13 protein-coding genes are annotated in these 15,885 nt (G+C 58.6%); 11 read left to right on the plus strand and 2 right to left on the minus strand.

What is annotated here, in order from left to right:
• Nucleotides 1-29: 29 nt before the first annotated feature.
• The 3 genes from WFM49_RS05020 to WFM49_RS05030 all read left to right on the plus strand — a co-directional run bounded on the left by WFM49_RS05020 (nucleotide 30) and on the right by WFM49_RS05030 (nucleotide 3,067).
• On the plus strand, nucleotides 30-1,943 hold the full coding sequence (locus WFM49_RS05020; protein ID WP_336972087.1) for an FUSC family protein: 1,914 nt from the start codon (nucleotides 30-32) through the stop codon (nucleotides 1,941-1,943).
• The gene (locus WFM49_RS05025) at nucleotides 1,943-2,407 is read left to right on the plus strand and encodes a MarR family winged helix-turn-helix transcriptional regulator (RefSeq protein ID WP_250756993.1); all 465 of its coding nucleotides are present in this window, start codon (nucleotides 1,943-1,945) and stop codon (nucleotides 2,405-2,407) included. Before WFM49_RS05020 ends, WFM49_RS05025 begins: the two co-directional genes overlap by 1 nt.
• 129 nt (nucleotides 2,408-2,536) lie before the next feature.
• Entirely contained in the window at nucleotides 2,537-3,067 is a 531-nt protein-coding gene (locus WFM49_RS05030) for a CinA family protein (RefSeq protein WP_250756994.1), read from the plus strand.
• 34 nt (nucleotides 3,068-3,101) lie between these two features.
• On the opposite strand, the gene acnA is transcribed toward WFM49_RS05030, so the two are convergent.
• Nucleotides 3,102-5,756, minus strand: coding sequence for an aconitate hydratase AcnA (acnA, locus tag WFM49_RS05035; RefSeq protein ID WP_336972090.1), 2,655 nt, complete (start codon nucleotides 5,754-5,756; stop codon nucleotides 3,102-3,104).
• 169 nt (nucleotides 5,757-5,925) lie between these two features.
• Between acnA and WFM49_RS05040 the strand changes: the two genes are divergently transcribed.
• Complete coding sequence (locus tag WFM49_RS05040) at nucleotides 5,926-6,936, plus strand: GntR family transcriptional regulator (protein WP_009460951.1); 1,011 nt, start codon at nucleotides 5,926-5,928, stop codon at nucleotides 6,934-6,936.
• A 4-nt stretch (nucleotides 6,937-6,940) separates the two neighbouring features.
• Nucleotides 6,941-8,101, plus strand: coding sequence for a 2-methylaconitate cis-trans isomerase PrpF family protein (locus WFM49_RS05045; protein WP_009460950.1), 1,161 nt, complete (start codon nucleotides 6,941-6,943; stop codon nucleotides 8,099-8,101).
• On the opposite strand, the gene WFM49_RS05050 is transcribed toward WFM49_RS05045, so the two are convergent.
• Nucleotides 8,098-9,084, minus strand: coding sequence for a helix-turn-helix domain-containing protein (locus WFM49_RS05050; RefSeq protein WP_009460948.1), 987 nt, complete (start codon nucleotides 9,082-9,084; stop codon nucleotides 8,098-8,100). The genes WFM49_RS05045 and WFM49_RS05050 overlap by 4 nt on opposite strands.
• 305 nt (nucleotides 9,085-9,389) lie before the next feature.
• On the opposite strand from WFM49_RS05050, the gene WFM49_RS05055 reads away from it, so the two are divergent.
• From WFM49_RS05055 to WFM49_RS05080, 6 genes are all read left to right on the plus strand, one after another.
• Nucleotides 9,390-10,571 (plus strand): ABC transporter substrate-binding protein, encoded by a 1,182-nt coding sequence (locus tag WFM49_RS05055; protein ID WP_250756997.1) that lies wholly within the window; start codon nucleotides 9,390-9,392, stop codon nucleotides 10,569-10,571.
• Nucleotides 10,572-10,609: 38 nt separating this feature from the next.
• Nucleotides 10,610-12,001: an aromatic ring-hydroxylating dioxygenase subunit alpha gene (locus WFM49_RS05060; protein WP_035268328.1), complete on the plus strand. Its 1,392-nt coding sequence runs from the start codon at nucleotides 10,610-10,612 to the stop codon at nucleotides 11,999-12,001.
• A 32-nt stretch (nucleotides 12,002-12,033) separates the two neighbouring features.
• A complete protein-coding gene (locus WFM49_RS05065; RefSeq protein WP_035268326.1) occupies nucleotides 12,034-12,570 on the plus strand; it encodes an aromatic-ring-hydroxylating dioxygenase subunit beta in 537 nt (178 codons plus the stop codon).
• The gene (locus WFM49_RS05070; RefSeq protein WP_250756998.1) at nucleotides 12,570-13,178 is read left to right on the plus strand and encodes a cysteine hydrolase family protein; all 609 of its coding nucleotides are present in this window, start codon (nucleotides 12,570-12,572) and stop codon (nucleotides 13,176-13,178) included. Before WFM49_RS05065 ends, WFM49_RS05070 begins: the two co-directional genes overlap by 1 nt.
• Nucleotides 13,179-13,187: 9 nt before the next feature.
• Complete coding sequence (locus tag WFM49_RS05075) at nucleotides 13,188-14,015, plus strand: SDR family oxidoreductase (RefSeq protein ID WP_254002954.1); 828 nt, start codon at nucleotides 13,188-13,190, stop codon at nucleotides 14,013-14,015.
• Nucleotides 14,016-14,119: 104 nt separating this feature from the next.
• Complete coding sequence (locus tag WFM49_RS05080; protein WP_336972100.1) at nucleotides 14,120-15,712, plus strand: phytoene desaturase family protein; 1,593 nt, start codon at nucleotides 14,120-14,122, stop codon at nucleotides 15,710-15,712.
• Nucleotides 15,713-15,885: the final 173 nt, after the last annotated feature.

Raw genomic sequence — 15,885 nt, forward strand, 5'->3', positions numbered from 1 at the left:
TTTAGCCTTTGTTCTGTCTCCTGTCTTTTATGCTCCCCTCATTTTCCTGGATCCAGCTGGATCGACCTGCGCTCCTGCATGGCCTGAATTTGGCCTTGGCAGCGTGGCTGTCGTTCACCATCGCTGTTCTGCTTTCCGTTGATAATCCGTTTTGGGCTGCCATGCCGGTGTGGGTGCTGTCGCAAGCGTATCGGGGGCTGGTGTACGAGCGGGCTTTGTGGCGGATTTTGGGAACGTTGGTGGGGGCCGGTTTGGGATTGGCGTTCCTGCACTTGCCCAATCCTTATCTGCAATTGCTGGGGATGGCCCTGGTGGTGGGGGTGGCCTCGGCCTTGACCCATGTGTTTCGGGGCGCTTTTTCTTACTTGCCCATGCTGGCGGGGATCACGATCGGCGTGGTGGTCTTGCCCTCGGTGCTGGCTCCGGATGCGTCACTGGATTTGGCCTTGTCGCGAGTGGAGTGCACGCTGATCGGGGTCGTGGTCACCACCTTGCTGTGCTCGCGGACAACGCCGCGCAGTCAGCGCAAAACGTATTACGAGCGCGTACGTGTCCTGGCGGCGGATGCCTTGCGCATCGCTGCTCATGCTTTGGGGCCGTCTTATCAGCAGCCGGATCAAAGCTCGTGGAGCCGTGTCCGCCAGGAGATTGTAGATCTGGATGCCCAAGCCCGTATTCTGGCGGCAGGCTCTCTGGATGCTTATCGACGCCTGCCTTATGTGGATGCGTTTCTGTACGCCGTGATTGAGCTTTTGGCCGCCAGCGCGCTGATTGTCCAGCAAAGGGAGCAGGGCCTTTCGCCTGCCGCGGATTATGCACGCGACTTGCAGGAACAGGCACAACGCTTGCAGGACGGTCTGAGTTTGCGGGTGCTGGGCAAGACAGCCTTGCGGCAAGAGGGGCAGATCAGTCTGGCGCGCTTGCGCCGTGCAATGGGTCAAATACAAAGGGCGGAGCAGGGCTTGTTCGCTGAACGGGTGCAGCCCAGACGGCACCGTTTTCTGACGACGCCTGCTGTTTCGGTGGATTGGCCCTTGGCAATCCGCACTGGCCTGGTCAGTGGTCTGGCCGCTTTCACTGCTGGTGGTATCGCTTACGCTTTGGCCAGCCCTGCGCTGGAGTTGATGGCGATTGGGGTGTGTACGTTCTCTATTATTTTGGGCTCCATGCCGCGTCCGCAACTGATGAGCCGAACCATGTTTACTGGGATTGCCGTGGGCGTGCTGGTAGCCAGCTTTTATCGCTACTTCGTCCAGGCACACCTGGTTGCGGACTGGCAGGTCATTCTGTCCGTGCTTCCTTTTTTGGTGATCGGCGGTTTGTTACGTGCCAACCGTCCTACGTCGACCTGGGCATTGGACGCGAATATGTGTTTCCAGCTGGCCAGTCAGGCCGGGATGGCGGCGGTTACTTGGCCCATCATCTTGAAGGAGTCCTTGCCTTTGCTGGCGGGCTCCGCGGTCGTGTGCAGTGCTTTCTTTCTTTTGCCTCGCCGTACTCATCCTCGTGGCCAAGCCTTGGTCAGACGTGTGGTGCGCGAACTGTATCCCTTGATCAAGCGTTCGCGCCCACGCCTGTTCCGGGTCTGGCGTGCGCGGGTAGCGCGTCAATGGGTGCGTCTCTGGCACTGGATGGGCGAGCAGACCCCTCATGGTTTGCTGTCCTTGATCAACCTGGGCCATGGCGTGGTCGCGCTGAAGCGGCTGGCCAAACGCGGAACGGAGCAGCAAGCTTGTGTGGAGCTGGTCTGTGAGTTGCTGGAAGGGTTTGAGCATCAGCCCGTGGAGTTGGCCCAGCAATTGCTGCGTCTCAGCCAATCCTGTACCGACATGGTATTGAGGCAGGCGATCATGGATGTGGCGCAGTCCTTGCAAGGGGCGCAAGCGGTTCTGGTTTATGCTTACCCGCCTGATGCTACGCCGCGCGCTGTGGAGACTTCCTGATGAATCACCAACTTTATGAACGATTTGGCCTGTCCATGATTGTGCTGGCGCGCCTGTATCGTCGTGAACTGGATCAGACGCTGGTGCGTTATGGCGTGTCCGAGGCCACCATCCTGCCGATTCGCTATCTGGCCCAGTTGGGAGAACCCATACGGCAAGGGCAGTTGGCACGCATGATGCGTCTGGAAGGCCCCACCTTGGTGCGCCTGATCGACCAGTTGGAGTCCGGCGGTTTGCTGGAGCGTGTGCCCGACGAGCAGGACAAGCGCGCTCGCCTGTTGTGTCTGACTGAAAAAGGGCGGGACTTTCACGAACGCCTGCTGGAATTGCTGCGCCAATCCCGTGCTCCCCTGTTTGAAGGGATTGCGGACGCAGATATAGAAGCGGCTTTGCGTTGTTTTGACGCGCTGGCCGGCAATTTGGGGCTGGAAGCAACGGATATGTCCAGCCTGTTCGGGGATTGATCAAGGGCCTGGGCGAAGCAGCGTAAGCGCATGTTCCAGATGGTGAGCAGAAAGCAGGAGCTGGTTTCCTGCTTTTTTACTTTATGGTTGAATAAACCGTCCTTGTTTCAGCAATAAGGAGGGTATGCCATGAACGATGTAGATCTTGCACGCTTGGTTAAAACCATGAGCGAGGCCCAGCTGACGCTGGCAACCGCAGAATCCTGCACGGCAGGGTTGATTGCGTCCACGCTGGCTGACCAAGCGGGGGCGGCAGCTGTACTGGACTGTGCTTTTGTGACGTATTCTCCGCAGGCCAAGTATCGCTGCCTGGGCGTCGATCAGCGGGTGTTGGCGGAAAACAATCTGTGCAGTGAGGCAGTGGCGCGGGCCATGGCCAAAGGAGCCGCAGAATTGACCCCGGCCAATTTGATCATTGCCAATACGGGGGTGGCTGACGATATTGCGGAGCCGCAGATTCCGGCCGGCACGCAATGTTTTGCCTGGCTGTTCAAGCCACAGGATAAATTTGATCCTTTGGTCGTCTATACGGAAACGATTGTTTTCGATGGCACGCGGGATGAAATCCGCCAGCAAAGTGCGAATCATGCCTTGCTGCGCATCGAGCATTGGTTGCGGCTGGTTAAACAAGAACGCCAGGGTGTGACCCCTGGCGTTTGATACTGCTAACTGGACAAGCTAAGCCTGTAAAGGCTTAGTTTTCCAGGTATTTGCGCCAGACGCGTGGCAGGATACCGCCATGACGCCAGTACTCCATGTCCTCGACCGTATCCAGACGCACAATCACCGGCACGGACTGGGTGCTGCCATCCAGGCGATGGATGATCAGCTCGGCCTGCGAGCGTACACCCAGGTTTTCTTCCAGGCCCTTCACATCAAAGGTTTCGGTGCCGTCCAGGCCCAGGGTATCGGCATTGGTGCCGTCCTGGAACTGCAAGGGCAGCACACCCATACCGACCAGGTTGGTGCGGTGGATACGCTCGAAACCTTCGGCAACCACCGCCTTCACGCCCAGCAGAGCAGGGCCTTTTGCGGCGGAGTCGCGGGAAGAACCGCAACCGTAGTTCTTGCCAGCAATCACCAGCAAGGGAACCTGACGTTCCTGATAGGTCTGGGCCGCTTCAAAAATACGCATCACTTCGCCTTCCGGCATCACCTTGGTGACGCCGCCTTCTACGCCGGGAACAATCTTGTTGCGCAGACGGATGTTGGCGAAGGTCGCACGTTTGACCACTTCGTGATTGGCACGGCGCGTGGTGTAGTTGTTGAAGTCTTTTTGCTCCACACCCTTGGATAGCAGGAAGTCAGCAGCAGGCGTACCCAGGCTGATCGAACCCGATGGCGAGATGTGGTCGGTGGTGATGGAGTCACCCAGAATCGCCAGCGGACGCATGCCGCGCAGGTTGGCCACGGGAGCCGGTTCGCGCTGCAAGCCGTCAAAGTAAGGCGGTTTGCGGATGTAGGTGCTGTCGGCTTCCCATGGGTAGTGGCCACCATTGCTTTCGCGGGCCAGGGCATCCCAGGGTTCGCCACCGTCGTACAGCTCGGCATAGCGTTCGATGAACAGGTCGCGGTCGTACGCGCCGTGGATGGCTTCCTGAACTTCTGCCGATTTGGGCCAGATGTCGCTCAGGTAGACGTCTTTGCCGTCCTGATCCTTGCCCAGCGGGTCGCGGGTCAGGTCTACATTCAGGTTGCCGGCCAGGGCGTAGGCCACAACCAGGGCGGGCGATGCCAGGTAAGCAGCGCGCACGTTGGCGTGGATACGGCCTTCAAAGTTACGGTTACCCGACAGTACGGCGGTGGCAATCAGCTTTTCGGATTCAATCGCGTTGACGATATTGGCAGGCAGTGGGCCCGAGCCACCGTTACACGTGGTGCAACCAAAGCCGGCAATGTTAAAGCCCAGCACGTCCAGGTCGTCTTGCAGTTGAGCGCGCTCCAGCACGTCAGCTGTTACTTGGCTACCTGGCACCAGCGAGGTCTTGACCCAGGGCTTGCTGCGCAGGCCACGAGCGACGGCGTTACGGGCCAGCAAACCGGCGGCCATCATATTGGCGGGGTTAGCGGTATTGGTACAGGAAGTAATGGCGGCAATGACCACATCGCCATCATTCAGCACAAAGTCCTCGCCTTCCACGGGTACGGCACGTTGCGGGTCGTAAGGACGGCCAGCAATTTTCTGGTGATGGGCGGGGAAGGACTGGGCAGCGGTGTCCAGATCCAGGTGATCTTCAGGATTGCTGGGGCCAGCCAGGCTAGGCTTGATGCTGCTCAGGTCCAGTTTCAACACGGTGTCGTAAACAGGAGCGGGAGCGGCCGGGTCGCGCCACAGTTTTTGAACCTTGCTGTATTGCTCGACCAGATCAATCTGTTCTTGTGGACGGCCTGTCATGTGCATGTAGTGCAGGGCAGCGTCGTCGATGGGGAAGAACACCGCGGTTGCGCCGTACTCTGGTGCCATATTGGCGATCATGCCACGGTCGCCCAGGGACAGCTCGTCCACGCTGGGGCCAAAGAATTCGACAAACTTGCCCACCACGCCCAGTTCGCGCAGTTTTTGCGTAATGACCAGAACCAGGTCGGTAGGCAGCACGCCGTCATTGAGCTTGCCAGTCAGCTCGATACCCACCACGGCAGGCAGGGCGATGGCGACGGGCAGGCCTACCATCACGGCTTCGGCTTCAATACCTCCGACACCCCAGCCCAGAATGCCCAGGCCGTTAACCATAGGCGTGTGGCTGTCGGTCCCGACACAGCTGTCGGGGTAGACCAGATCCACGTCCTTGCCTTCTTCGGTCCATACAACCTGACCAATATGCTCGATGTGCAATTGGTGCATGATGCCTTTGCCAGGTGGCACCACTTTCACGCCATCAAAGTTGCTGGAACACCAGCGCAGGAAGGCAAAGCGCTCGCCGTTACGCTGGTATTCGCGTGCCAGGTTGATGTCGGCTGCCTTGGGGTTGGCCCAGCTGTCCACTTGCAGGGAGTGGTCAATAATCACGTCGATAGGGACTTGAGGGCGCACGCGGCTGGCGTCGCCACCGGCTGCTTGTACGCCTTCGCGCAAGGCGGCCATGTCCAGCAGCATCACCAAACCCAGAATGTCCTGACCAAAGACGCGGGTAGGGTAGAAGGTGATGCCGTCGCCCACCTTGCGCTGGAGCAGGGAGTCAATTTCCTGATCCACGTCGGCGTGACGCACGGCCTTTTGACGACAGAGGTTTTCCAGCAGAACGCGCAGCGAGTACGGCAGCTTTTCAATACCGGGGATGTCGGCGATAGGAACGTAACGTACGGAACGTCCGTTCAGGGACAGCGTTTCTAGGGCAAGAGACTGAGACATGGCAAACGATTCATCCGTAATAAGAAGCCAGGAAAGCAGGGCCAACCTGAGCAAGAATAATCAATAAAATTATGCGTCTGGAGCCTTGATAAAACAATTAAATTGTATTTTGTTTGTATATAATACAATAAAACGATCCAGGATCGCTTCGATTTTTAGGAATGTCGGCATGAAAAGCCAATCCAATTCTTTGCATGTCACCTTGGCGCATCGCCTGCTGGACTACGTGCGGGCAGGGCATTTGCAGGCCGGGCATCATTTGACGGAACAATCGCTGGCCGAAGCGCTGGGCGCGTCGCGCTCGCCCATACGGGGGGCGCTGGCCTATCTGGCGGAAAAAGGCATTGTGGGCGCACAGCCGCCCCGACGTGGCTTATATCTGTTGAAAGGGGCCGACCAGCTTGGTGTGATCGAAGAAGAGCTGGGCACCAGCCAGGACGACCAGATCTATCTGCAACTGGCCCGCGACAAGCTATCTGGTATTTGGGGTGACACCTTGTCGGAGAACGACGCCATGCGCCGCTATGGCCTGACACGCGAGCGTGTGCGCCGCATTCTGGCTCGTGCTGCCAATGAAGGTTGGATGGAACAGCGCGCCAGCAAAGGCTGGTCTTTCCTGCCCATGATTGACGGCCCTCAGGCTTGCGAAGAAAGCTATACCTTGCGCCAGATGCTGGAACCAGCGGCCATGCTGCTGCCGGGCTTCGCCATTGACTCCACTGTCTTGCGCCGGGTGCGTTTGCAGCAGCAGGCCTTGGCCGACGGGGGCTGGCGTCATGCCGGACACGCGGAAATGTATCAGGCCAATGCCACCTTCCATGAAGCCTTGGCCTCCTTGTCCGGTAACCGCTTTATCGCCCAGACCGTGACACGCCAGAACCAGTTGCGGCGCTTGCTGGAATATCAGGAAACCCTGGATCGGGAACGTATTCGTCGCCAATGCCTGGAGCATCTGGCAATTCTGGATTTGCTGGAAAAGGGCGAACGCGCTCAGGCCTCCGCCCTGCTGGCCCGCCATCTGGGCAATGCCAGTGAAGAGAAAGTACAGCAGCTGGAGCGGCAGCAGCAGCAACGCAGCGGCCAGCCCGGCGCTTTTAGTGAATCGATGGTCTCTCACGCCGAACCCATGGAGGAGACGGCGCAATTTTCTTTAATGGCGCAAGCCAAGAACCAGGAATAACGTGATGAAGCAAAAATCCCTTCCCGCCGTGTTCATGCGTGGTGGCACCAGCAAAGCCTTGATGCTCAATATTGCAGACCTGCCTGCCGAGCGCGACGACTGGACGCCTCTGTTTTCTGCTGCCATGGGTACGCCGGACCCTTACGGTCGCCAACTGGACGGCATGGGCGGTGGTGTTTCTTCCTTGTCCAAGGTTTGTATTATCGGCCCGTCCAGCCATCCGGACGCGGACGTGGACTATACCTTTGCGCAAGTAGCCATCAAGGAAGAGAAGGTGGATTACCGTGGCAACTGCGGCAATATGAGCTCGGCCGTCGGCCCTTACGCAGTAGAGCAGGGCATGGTCAAGGTTGAGGATGGCGAAGCGTGCGTACGCATTCTGAATACCAACACCAACAAGATCATTCACGCCCACTTCACGGTTGAAGATGGTCAGCCCCGGTACGACGGTGATCTGTCCATTCCCGGCGTAGGCGGCACGGGCTCGCCTATCCGTCTGGACTTTGTGGAACCTGGTGGTGCCTCTACTGGTTCCTTGCTGCCTAGCGGTGAATTGACCGAGTGGCTGGATGTGCCTGGCGTAGGCCGTATCGAGGTGTCGCTGGTGGACGCGGCCAACGCAGCGGTGTTTGTACGCGCGGCTGATGTAGGCCTGACCGGTCTGGAATTGCCCGACTGGCTGGAAGCTCACCCTGAAGTGCTGGAGCGTCTGGACGCAATTCGTGTACAGGCGTCGGTACGCATGGGCATTGCTCCCGATGTGGAAGCCGCACGTCAGATTCGCATCGTGCCCTTTGTTTGCATCGTGTCGCCGGCTCAGGACAACCCGACCTTGTCTGGCGACGTGGTTCCTGCCAAAGAGATTGATCTGGTTGCCCGCGTGATTTCCAATGGCCAGCCGCACCGCGCCTTGCCCTTGACGATCTCGCTGTGCACCGCTGTGGCTGCTCGTTTGACGGGCAGCCTGCCTTCGCAATGTCTGTCCGACTCGGTTGCCCCTCAAGGTCCACTGCGTCTGGGCATGCCTTCCGGTGTGCTGACAGTGGGCGCGGAAGTGGAAAAGAAAGACGGCCAGTGGTTTGCCAAGGCCGGTTCTTTCTATCGTACAGCGCGTCGCCTGTTTGATGGCCGTGTGTGGGTTCCTGGCAAAGCCTTGAAGGACTAATCCACGATACGCAAGTCCTGCGAGGGCGAACGCCCGAAGCGGGACTTGTAGTCTGCACAGAAGCGGCCGAAATGGTTGAAGCCGCAACGCAAGGCAATCTCGCTGACCTGGGTGCCCGGCACGGCATGACGAATGGCTTGCTGGGCCGCTTCCAGACGAATCTGTTTCAAGAACTGCATGGGGCTCAGCCCCCGCTCCGTACGAAATGCCAGCGTCAGGCTGCGCACACTGGCGCAGGCCGCGGTGGCAATCTGCTCCAGCGTCAGGGCCTCGTCCAGGCTGGCCCGCATGAAATCCTCCGCTCTTTGTACCCGGCGCGAACTGGCCGGGCGCACGCTTTGCTGCAATTGCTGGCTGTAGTTACCCGGCTGGGTATGAAACAGATGCAGCAAAAGATTGTCCTCGGCCTGACGCGACCACTGGTCCATTTCGGGCGGCAAATGCCCACCGTAAGCCAGCAAGCTGCCAATCTGGTGCTGCCAGGCGCAGCCGTGCGGCGAATCCAGAGACATGCCAGCGGCAAATTCAATGGGCCGGTCCAGGCTCAAGCCCAAGGTCTGACGGGCCACTTCTTCCAGCCGGTGGCGCGGAATCTTCACTAAAAACTGTTCACAGCCCTGTTCCCAATCCAGTTCAACCTGCAGGGAAGGGGAGATCACGCTGGCGATTTTGGGGTTGGCCTGGACGTACTCCCGACCAACCCGAATACAGGAGCGTCCCTGTATAGGCACCTGAAATAGCAGGAAATCTTCCAGAATCCCCGGTGATACCTGCACCGCTGCACCATATTTCAGCAAGACAAAGGAAAAGCTGTGGCTGCTGGCATAGCGCAGGGAAGCATCGACCGGGCCGTCATTCCAGGTCAAGCGGTGCTCGGTTAAAAAACCGGCCGTCTCGCTGCGTGTCTGGTCCGGGCAGCGCGATTCAAAGCGCGGCGCACTGTGTTGCAAGGGGGCCAGCCCTGACATAAACCACGCTTGCATGATGTGTGTCTCCAAATTTTTGCCGGTTCGGGATAAGGCTTGCCATATCTGGATAGCCGCCCATTCTGCGCCGGTCTAATGTATTTCAAACCTAAAACAGTAGTCCTGTCCCGGCACCTTAGCAGATTGGGATACGACTGGGAATTGCTGTATTCACGTAGTCCCTTGGGCCCGTCTTTTCTGGCTTGCAGGACAAGCGCCGCAAAAATCACGGGCGTCAGTGGTACACAGCTTCCGGCGTATTGGGGGTGGTCCAAGGCAGAACTAAAGTCCAGTTTTTTGAAAGACAGAGGACGGAGACAAACATGAAAAAACAAGTGGCGTTCTGTATGAGCACGCTGGCCTTGGCCCTGGCCTGTAGCCCGGCATCCAGTCAGGAAGTATTCAAGGTGGGGCTGCTAACCACCTTGTCTGGCCCTGGTGCAGCCATTGGCGCAGAAATCCGTGATGGTTTCGAGCTGGGCCTGAACCACTCGGGTGGCAAGCTCGGCGGTGTGGATGTGGCCTTGACGGTGCTGGATGATCAGCAAAAACCAATGGAAGGCCGCCAGGCGGTGGACCGTCTGGTCAAGCGCGACAAGGTCGATGTGATTACCGGCATGGCCTTCTCCAATGTGCTGCTGCCCGTGATGCCGACGATTTTGAACAGTGACACGATCTACATTTCCGCCAACACCGGCCCGGCCGATTACGCGGGCGAGCGTTGCCACCCCAATTTCTTCAGCGTGTCCTGGCAGAACGAGGATATTCCCGCTGCCATGGGCAAGTACGTGACCGATCAGGCGCACAAGAAAGTCTATTTGATTGCCCCCAACTACCCCGGTGGTCGCGAGTCCATTGAAGGCTTCAAGCGTCTGTTCAAGGGCGAGATTGCCGACGAAGTGTATGTGAAGGTCGGCCAGATGGATTACGCCGCCGAGCTGGCACAAATGCGAGCTTCGGGTGCGGATGCCGTGTTTTTCTTCCTGCCCGGCGGCATGGGCGTGTCTTTTATCAAGCAGCTGATCAACTCGGGCCTGTCCACGCAACTGGCGGTGTACACACCCGGCTTCTCGGCTGACCAGGATACGATCGCCGCGATTGGCGAGTCCATGAAGGGTATGGCGAATGCCGCCCAGTGGTCGCCGGATCTGGATAACCCGGTCAACAAACGCTTTGTGGCGGATTTTGAAAAGACCTACGGTCGCCTGCCTTCCATGTACGCCTCCCAGGGCTACGACGCCGCCTTGTTGCTGGATGGCGCACTGAAGGCTGACCCCAAGGCCGCTACCGACCGGGAAGCCCTGCGTAAAGCCTTGCGCAGTGCACCGTTCGAGTCTGTACGCGGCGCCTTTGCCTTTAACAACAACCAGTATCCGGTGCAGACCTACTACATGCGTGAAGTGGCTCCGAATGATCAGGGCCAGATGAGCAACAAGATTGTGTCCACCGTATTCGAGCAGTTCCAGGATCATTTTGCACCGCAGTGCAAGATGGAAAAGTCATAAAGAGGGTGCGTCAAGCATCCGGCAGCAAGGAGGTAATGATGAGCTATAGCAACGAACAGCTGTCCGCATTGGTGCGGGGAGACAGCGTACATAAATCGGTCTATACCGACCCCGAGATCTTCCGTCTGGAGATGGAGCGCATTTATGGCCGTGCCTGGATCTACATCGGCCACGACAGCCAGGTGCCTAATCCCGGCGACTACCACACCACCTTGTTGGGCGGCCAGGACGTCATCATGGTGCGCGGCAGCGACAAGAAGGTGTACGTGCTCTACAACCGTTGCCCGCACAAGGGTGCGAAAGTAGTGGCCGATGGCTGTGGCAACGCGGGCAAGTTCTTCCGCTGTCCTTACCACGCCTGGACGTTCAAGCTGGACGGTCAGCATCTGGCCGCTCCGATGAAAAACGGCTTGGAAAACACCTGCTTTGATCCCAAGCACCCGGATTTCTCCATGCGCCGTGTGGCTCGTGTGGAAAGCTACCGTGGTTTCGTTTTTGCCTGTCAAAGCGCCCACGGCCCGGACTTGAAAGAGTTTTTGGGTCCCATCATCACCTCCATCGACAATCTGTGCGATCGCTCGCCCGTGGGTGAAGTGGAAGTGGCCGGTGGCAGCTTCAAGGTCTGGCAGCCCTCCAACTGGAAGGTGTTCTACGAGAACCTGCACGACACCATGCACGCCAACGTGACGCACGAGTCGTCCTACGTGGCAGCCCGCGAGCAGGCCGAAGACTACGGCTCCATGCCGCTGGAACTGCACATCATGGACGGTAACGGCGAGCCCTACGGTTTCTGGGAAAAGCTGGACCTGTATGCCTTTGATAACGGCCACGGCTACATGGAAGGGATTTTCAATCCCGGTGCCATCGAAACCGACCCGATCACCAAGGCGCACTACGAAACGCTGAAAGAAGCTTACGGCGAAGAAAAAGCGCTGAACATTCTGGGCGAGAACCGTCACAACAGCATTATTTACGGCAGTGGCTCGCCCCACACCGTATTCCAGCAGTTCCGTGTGATTCGCCCGGTGGCGGTGGACCGCACTCATGTGGAAATCCAGCTGTTCCGCCTGAAAGGTGCGCCGGATGATATTTACAAGCGCGGCCTGATGTACGCCAACCTGATCAACTCGCCGTCGTCCAACGTGATGCCGGACGATATCGAAGTCTATGGCCGCTGTCAGGAAGGTAACCAGACCAATGGCGGAGACTGGATCAGCATGCACCGCTATGACGGCACCGACAAGCCTATCGAAGGCGGTATGGTCGCCACCAACGGCACCAGCGAATTGCCCATGCGCAATCAGTTCCGCGCCTGGAAGCATTTCATGACTACCAGTCTGTACGACGCGCCTGCGCAGTCGGAAGACAGTGGTAAAGCCACGGTGCGTTCGGCTTCTGGTGAGCCCATCGCCCCGGCAACACAGGCTTAAGCGGGCTGCTGTCCGAGCCAAGGAGAATTCTTATGTTGTTTGATATTGATTTTGACGTCAGCGTGGATCAGGTCACGCCTGTGAACCTGAGCCTGGAAGCCATCCGTGAAGTGGAGCAGTTCATCTATCACGAAGCTCGTTTGCTGGACGAGCGTCGCTGGCAAGCATGGCTGGATCTGTGGACCGAGGAGGGCATGTACTGGATTCCTCACAGCTACGATCAGGAAAGCCCTTACGAGCACATTTCCCTGTGCTGGGAAAACAAGCTGCTGCGTGAATTGCGTATCCGTCGTCTGGAAAACCACCGCAACTGGTCCCAGCAGCCAATCACACAGTCCTGCCGTGTGCTGGGCAATGTGATGATTGATGGCACTGATCCGGAAGGCTATCTGGTGGTGCGTTCCAGCTTCCACTCCATGGAGTGGCGTGGCAAGGATCCGGTCTACCGTGTGGGCAGCCTGATTCACAAGCTGCAGGCCCAGGAGGGCGGTGGCTGGAAACTGCGCATGAAGCAGGTGAACCTGGTGGATCGTGACGCGGTTCACGGCGCTATTCAGGTGTACATCTAATGTCGGCAGCCCATCACACAGCCTTGCTGGCCCTGCATTATCAAAACGACGTCCTGCACGCCGATGGCCTGATCCGCGTGGGGGTAGAGGCCAATAGCCCCCAGCGTCAGGCCTTGATCGAGGCCGCAGGCCGTTTGCTGGCGCAGGCCCGCGCACAGGGCGTGCCCATTGTGCATGTACGGGTGGGCTATCGGCCTGACTATGCCGACCTGCTGTGCAATGCGCCGATTCTGCACAATGTGAAACGAATCGGCGCCATGCAGACTGGCAGCTGGGGAGCCCAGTTCTTTGACGGGCTGGCTCCCTTGCCCGATGAGTTTGAAGTTCACCACACGCGTATCAACGCTTTCTTTGGTTCCGCGCTGGAGCCAGTGGTGTGTCGTTTGGGCGTGGAGCGTCTGGTGATTGCCGGTGTGGCTACCCATTCTGTAGTCGAGAGCACAGTGCGCCATGCGGTGGATATGGGCTATGAGGTGGCGGTGGTGGCCAGCGCTTGTGGTGCTCCCCCCGCGACCCATGAGGCCTCCCTGGCCAGCATGAGCCTGATTGCTCATATTGACCGGGACGAAGATTGGGCGACGGTGTTCGGCGCACCAAAAGTAGAGTAGGAGAAGCACATGCAGCAGGACATGAAGGTGAATTTACAAGGTAAGGTCGCCATCGTGACCGGGTCCACGCAAGGGCTGGGGGCGGACATCGCCCTGGCTCTGTGTGCCGCCGGTGCGTGGGTGCTGATCGTGGGTCGCAGTCAGGAAGAAGGTCAGCGTACCGAGGCGCGTCTGCAGGCCGTAGGCAAGGCCCAGTTCATGGCCGCCAATATTTGTGATGATGCACAGCTGGATGCCTGCGTGCAGGCCGCCCTGGCACAAACTGGCCGCATCGACATTGTGGTGAACAATGCCTGTTCCTACGGGGACGAAGGCCTGGCTTCCAGCCGGGAGCTATGGCATCAAACGCTGGATGTGAACCTGATCTCCAGCGCGATTCTGGCCCAGAAAGCCACGCCGCATATGGGGCAGGGTGGGGTCATCATCAATATGGGCAGTACAGGTGGCAAATTCGGCGTGGCCGGACGCGCCCTGTATCCGGCTTCCAAAGCGGCCATCCTGCAATTTACAAAAAGCTTGGCCGTGGAATTGGCTCCCTCGGGGATTCGTGTGCTGACGGTTTCGCCCGCCTGGACCTGGTCGCCGTCCGTCGAACGCATGAGCGGTGGTTCGCGTGAGCTGGCCAATCAGGTGGGGGCGCAGGTTCATCCTTTGGGTCGAGTCGGTTCCGGCGAAGAAGTGGCTCAGGTGGTCTTGTTTGCCGTGTCGGGCGCGGCTTCCTGGATGACAGGGATTGATCTGCCCGTGGACGGTGGCTTTTCCGTGCTCGGGCCAGAGCAGGGCAAGTCGCCCCGTCACTGGTTTGAACGCTGGCCGGCGCAGTCGTCTGGCTCATAAATCAAAAAGTGCGGTAAAAGATGTCCAGGGCTTGTGAACACCTGTTTCTTGTTGTGTGTTCACAAGCCCTGACCCCGTTCAGGGCAATTTTAAAAAGGTGTGGGATGACAGACTCAACAAATAAAAAATCGTATGCCGTCATTGTGGTGGGCAGTGGCATCAACTCCCTAGTATGTGCCGCCTTGCTGGCGCAAAAGGGCAAGCAAGTCCTGGTACTGGAACGTAACGACCGCGCGGGCGGGTGTATCCGTACCGAGGAGCTGTTTCCGGGCTTTACCCATGAGTTGCTGTCGTCCTGGTACCCCTTGTTCACATCCGGCGCTGCCTATGCCCGTTTGAAAGACGATCTGGCCGCCCAGGGCGTGGAGTTTCTGGAAAACGGCTATACCACCGGTGTGGTGGGCAGCGATGGCAAGGGCCTGGCCCTGCGCCACGATGTGGGCGATTCAATTCAGCGTATCAATGGCTTGCAAGCTGGTGATGGCGATGCCTTTGGTGCCATGTGCAGCCAATTGTTCGAGCGCGATGCGGGCCTGACCTTCGGCTTGCTGGGCACCGAGCCATACAGCCGTGGCTTGTTGGGTTTGCTGTTCTCGCAATGGCGCAAGCGCCGCATGGACGGCATGGTCCAGTACGGACGCGAGTCCCTGGAATCCTTCCGCCGCTGGGCTGACCGTGAACTGAAAGATGACCGTGTGCGCGGCATGATGGCTCCCTGGGTCTTGCACTCGGGCCTGGGCCCTGACGACGCCTGCTCGGCCTTGATCGGCAAGCTGACCTTTGCGGCTGTGGTGGCCGGTGGCATGCCCGTGGTGAAAGGTGGCGGCCAGAATCTGGTGCGTGCTCTGTGCGCCATTATTGAAAAGGCTGGTGGCCGTATTCAACTGAACACCGAAGTGGAAGAAATTGTGCTGGAAGGACAAAAAGCCCGTGGCGTGCGTGCCGGCGGCCAAGTCTACGAAGCCAGCCATGTGGTGTGCAACGTTACACCGCCACAGCTCTATGGTCGTTTGTTGCCGGGCGCGCCCGCTCAAGTACGTGAACAAGCTAATGCCTACCGCTTTGGCCGTGGCGACATGCAAATTCATCTGGCGTTGGACAGCATGCCTAACTGGAGCGATCCAGAGCTGCTGAAAGTACCGTTGCTGCACCTGTCCGACAGCCTGGAAGACGTCAGCATGAGTGTGGCCCAGGCCAATAACGGCCTGATCCCGGCCAAGTTCACTGTTGCTATCGGTCAGCCATGCTCGCTGGACCCCAGCCGTGCGCCGGAAGGCAAATGGATACTGTGGATGCAGATGCAGGACATGCCATCCAAATTACGTGGCGATGCTGCTGGCAAGATCGACGTGCCGGAAGACGGCAAATGGACCGAAGAAGTCAGCCAGGCCGTGGCCGAGCGCATCATTGACCAACTGGAAGGCGTCATGCCCGGTTTGCGGCAACAAATCGTGGGCCAGAAAGTGCTGTCGCCAGCCGATCTGGAGTCCATCAACTGCAACCTGGTGGGCGGGGACCCGTACTCGGGCATTTGCTCCCCTGATCAGTTCTTCTGGATGCGCCCTTTTGCGTCCAGCAATGGCGCTCGCTCTCACGCTACACCGTACAAGAATGTCTACCACATTGGTGCGTCCACCCATCCAGGCCCAGGTCTGGCGGGAGCGTCCGGATTCATGGTGGCGGAGCAGATTCGTTAATCCTGCTTGTTCCTGGGCCTGAGGCTTGATGCCTGCAGGCAGAATAACCGGCCGGGGTAGGTGTTTTGCACCTGTTCTGGCCGGTTTTTTTTGCTTCTTGGCATTCAGCCAGAAGGGGGGATGAGGGGGAGTAAAGGAGCCGGAACCTGAAAAGTGAGCAGTTCGGGGCGTTT

Source organism: Alcaligenes sp. PF14, from assembly GCF_037150615.1.
Lineage (GTDB): Bacteria > Pseudomonadota > Gammaproteobacteria > Burkholderiales > Burkholderiaceae_B > Alcaligenes > Alcaligenes phenolicus.